The 3,802-nt window shown below is 61.9% G+C and carries 5 protein-coding genes; 2 read left to right on the top strand and 3 right to left on the bottom strand.

The window, feature by feature from the left end:
• Positions 1-1,691 (bottom strand): putative PEP-binding protein (locus tag ACEW8G_RS05385; RefSeq protein ID WP_373487414.1); only part of this gene is annotated, 1,691 nt, incomplete at its 3' end.
• A 202-nt stretch (positions 1,692-1,893) separates the two neighbouring features.
• Positions 1,894-2,049: a YdcH family protein gene (locus ACEW8G_RS05380; protein WP_373487413.1), complete on the bottom strand. Its 156-nt coding sequence runs from the start codon at positions 2,047-2,049 to the stop codon at positions 1,894-1,896.
• A 207-nt stretch (positions 2,050-2,256) separates the two neighbouring features.
• Between ACEW8G_RS05380 and ACEW8G_RS05375 the strand changes: the two genes are divergently transcribed.
• Entirely contained in the window at positions 2,257-2,454 is a 198-nt protein-coding gene (locus ACEW8G_RS05375; RefSeq protein WP_373487412.1) for a YdcH family protein, read from the top strand.
• 68 nt (positions 2,455-2,522) lie between these two features.
• The gene (locus ACEW8G_RS05370; protein ID WP_373487411.1) at positions 2,523-3,053 is read left to right on the top strand and encodes a DUF1465 family protein; all 531 of its coding nucleotides are present in this window, start codon (positions 2,523-2,525) and stop codon (positions 3,051-3,053) included.
• Positions 3,054-3,114: 61 nt separating this feature from the next.
• Here ACEW8G_RS05370 and ACEW8G_RS05365 read toward each other — a convergent pair.
• A partial coding sequence (locus ACEW8G_RS05365; RefSeq protein ID WP_373487410.1) for a glycine zipper 2TM domain-containing protein occupies positions 3,115-3,802 on the bottom strand: 688 nt, incomplete at its 5' end.

Raw genomic sequence — 3,802 nt, 5'->3', positions numbered from 1 at the left:
GCCTCGATCAGCGCGCGCGCCTGCACCTTGAGCAGCCCGTCGCGCTCCAGCGCCACGCGCAGCGCGCGCCACCCCATCGCCGGATTCTCCTCACCCGGGCCATCATCGCGCAGATACGGGAGGCCCTTGTCACCGCCGATATCGACGGTGCGGAAAATCACCGGCTTTTCGCCCGCCGCATCGAGCACATCGCGATACAGGCGCAACTGCCGCTCACGCTGGGGCAACGTGGCCGACACCAGAAACTGGAATTCGGTGCGAAACAGGCCAACCCCTTCGGCACCTGTTACCGCAAGATTTGAAATATCGTCGCGCAAGCCGGCGTTGATCATCACGCCAATTCGCTGGCCATCCTTGCTGACCGACTTGACGTCGCGCAGCGCAGCGTAAACTGCCTGCTTTTCGCGGCTGCGGACGAACTTGGTCTCAAACGCTTCGATGACCGATGCCGACGGTCGGATCAGCACCGAGTTTTCCTGGGTATCTATGAGCAGATGGTCGTCTTCGCGCACCTGATGGCGGATGTTGCGCATCCGTCCGATCACCGGAACCCCCATTGCGCGCGCGACGATGGTCACATGCGCGGTCAATGAGCCTTCCTCAAGAATCACGCCCTTCAGGCGGCGACGGTCATATTCAAGCAGTTCCGCCGGGCCGAGGTTACGCGCGATCAGGATCGTGTCCTGCCGAAGCCCCAGTTGCGCCGCTGTACCAATCTGGCCCGAGACGATGCGCAGCAACCGGTTGGACAGATCTTCAAGGTCGTGCATCCGGTCGGCCAGCAACGGATCGTCGATCTGCCGCATCCGCATTCGGGTGCGCTGCTGGACGCGCTCAATCGCCGCCTCGGCGGTGAGCCCGGAATCAATCGCGGCATTGATCCGCCGCGACCATCCCTCATCATAGGCAAACATCTTGTAGGTTTCGAGCACCTCATCATGCTCGCCGCCTTTGCCGAACTCGGCCTGGTTGGCCATCTTGTCGATCTGCTCGCGCATCTTGATGAAGGCGGAATAGACACGCTGGCGCTCGACCTCGATATCCTCGGCAACGACATGCTCGATGGTGATGCGGGGCTGGTGAAACACCGCCTTGCCGCTGGCAAGGCCATGGACCAGCGGGAAGCCTGCGGCACGCTCAAAGTGGGTAAGTTCGGCAAGACCATCGAGCGCATGGTGCTCGTCGATCAGCCCGGCGTTGGCGATCAGCTCAGACAGCACCATCGCGACGGTCTGCATCGCCTCAAGCTCGACCTCAAGATAACGGCGTGGTTCGACATGCTGGATACACAACACGCCAACCGCGCGCTCCATGCGGACAATGGGCACCCCGGCAAAGCTGTGGAACTTGTCCTCACCGGTTTCGGGGCGAAACTGGAAGTCAGGGTGTGCGGTTGCTTCGTCGAGGTTGAGGGCCTCGACATTCTGGGCGATGGTGCCGGTCAGCCCCTGCCCCAACGCCAGCTTGGTGACGTGCACTGCCTCCTGATTGAGGCCGCGCGTCGCGAACAGCTCAAGCAGCCCTTCGCGCAGCAGATAGATCGAGCAGACCTCACTGTTGAGCGAATCGCCGATGATATCGACGACCTGATTGAGCTTGGCCTGGGCGTTGGTGCGCGACGCCATGACATCGTGCAGACGCGTCAGGATGGTGCGCGAGGCATGCGCCGCGTTGATCTGGGCTTCGGACATATTTGACGTCTAGCACGCGAATTTTGGCCACGCCATTGGCCGCGCAACAAATGTGCGCAGGGCTATACGCAATATATCGAAAGGTGGTTTGGGATAAAATTAAGGCCCGCACGCACCCTCGTGCCTATGCGAGAGCGCGCCGGGCCAATGTGTTGCTTGGTCAGATCTGTATGGGTTCAGATCTGCCTTAATCAAGCTGCTGCTAGTGAAGCTGGAGTGCTTCCTTGATTCGCAGCTTCTGCTTTTTCAGCGTCGAAAGCAGTGCGGTATCTGGCGCCGGTCGGCGCTCTTCGTCATGGATCATCCGTTCAATGCCGGCATGTTTTTGCTCGAGTGCGCGAACATGGCTTTGTTGCATCAGTCTTTCTCCTTACGACTCGGACCCCTTCTCATCTGGAGAATCAGTAAATCACAAAAAAACTTACCTGTCTGTTACGATGCGCATGGCCCGGCTTGCAATGCGGCGAAACTTTGCATAACCGGGATGAGTGGCGAGGTTGCTTGCGCTCCTGCCAGACAGCCGGTGCCAGCAACTGCCATTCTGGGTTCATGAAAGGTGTCGCGCGTGACCGAAGAAGAAGTCCGGCAACGGCTGGCCTCGCTCCGCGTCGAACACCGCGATCTTGACCATGCCATTGCCGCATTGAGCAACGGCGGCACGTCTGACATGCTGCAACTCGCGCGTCTGAAAAAGCGCAAACTGTTGTTGCGGGACCAGATTACGATGCTGGAAGACTATCTGATCCCCGACATTATCGCCTGAGCGACGCGCCACGCACACCCGGCAGAGTGTTCCGGGCTGGCACAGACCCGGCAAGCGGGCGCTTAACCATGTCTTTCATCTGTGCAGATGCGCGGCATTTTGGCATGACCGATGTCATGAAACCTGCAGACGATCTATTCACCGCCCGGCTTGTCGAGTCGCTCTATGTCGAAGCCATGGTGCTGGCCGATGAGGCGCGATCGTATTTTGAACGCGATGCAGGCGACCAGGGCCTGCCCGATGACCAGAGCGTGCAGATCGACATGTCATGCGAATCGCTCAGGGTGACCACGCGACTGATGCATTCGATCGCCTGGCTGCTCAACCAGAAGGCCTATTTCGCTGGAGAACTTTCGCTCCACCAACTGCGTGGGCGCAGCCGCGCGCTGGGCTCCGTCACTGCGAGCAATCCGCAGGTGGTGGCACGCCTGCCGCTTGAGGCGCAGCTGCTGGTGCATGACACGCAGCATCTGCTCGACCGGCTGGTCCGGCTGGAACGGTCGATCGACGCCAGTCGCCTCGGCCTTGCCGAGGAAACGGCGATGCGGCCTGCGGTGCTTCACCTGCAGTCACGACTCGCCGCCGAACTGACCCTTTAAAACCAAACCGTACTGCCGCGACGCCGCTGCCCCCTGCTTGGCAAAGGGCAGCGCGCGCAGCTTATTTGCGATAGACCCGCACGTTCTTGGTCGCACGCTGCGTCACATGGCGGGCCGGCGCGTGGTGCGTCACATGGCTGGTGGTGACGGTTTCGGTGCAGTTGCACCCGGGGGTGATCGTAATGGTGGTGACGATGGGCGGTGGGTAGTAATAATAATAGCCCGGCGGCGGTGGCGGATAGCCGCCATAAGTCCCCTGCCCGCCCTGCTGCGCATAGCCGGTGCCCTGCTGCGCCAACAGGCGGCGGCAGCGTTCGCGGTCCTCGGCCTTGTCGATCACCATTCCGGCCACGGCGCCCACGCCCGCGCCGATCAGCGTACCACCCAGACGGTTGCCGCGCCCGGCAATGCGGTTGCCTGCCAGGCCCCCGACGGCCGCACCGATGGCCGCACCACCCAGCCCGTTGTCGCGGCGGCAGGCCTCAAGAAAGGCCGGGTCATAATCTGCTGCATAAGCAGGCTGTGGCGGCGCATATGGCAAATTGGCGCGGTCGTCATAATAAGGTTGCGGCGGCGGAGCGTAAGCCACTCCCACTGCGCCGCGATCCTGCTGCGCCAGCAGGCGGCGGCAGCGCTCGCGATCCTCAGCCTTGTCGATAACCATGCCGGTGACCGCGCCGACACCCGCGCCGATCAGCGTGCCGCCCCGGCGATTGCCGCGCCCAGCGATACGGTTGCCCGCGAGCCCC

The sequence above is a fragment of the Blastomonas sp. genome (assembly GCF_041747255.1).
In the GTDB taxonomy this organism is placed as follows: Bacteria; Pseudomonadota; Alphaproteobacteria; order Sphingomonadales; family Sphingomonadaceae; genus Blastomonas.
The sequence above is the reverse complement of the archived record's forward strand: the minus strand, read 5'-3'. Positions and strand labels throughout refer to the sequence as shown.

Coding starts and splice junctions, on each gene's coding strand:
- ACEW8G_RS05380 (WP_373487413.1), bottom strand. CDS start 2,049: ATGCAACAAAGCCATGTTCGCGCACTCGAGCAAAAACATGCCGGCATT.
- ACEW8G_RS05370 (WP_373487411.1), top strand. CDS start 2,523: ATGTCTTTCATCTGTGCAGATGCGCGGCATTTTGGCATGACCGATGTC.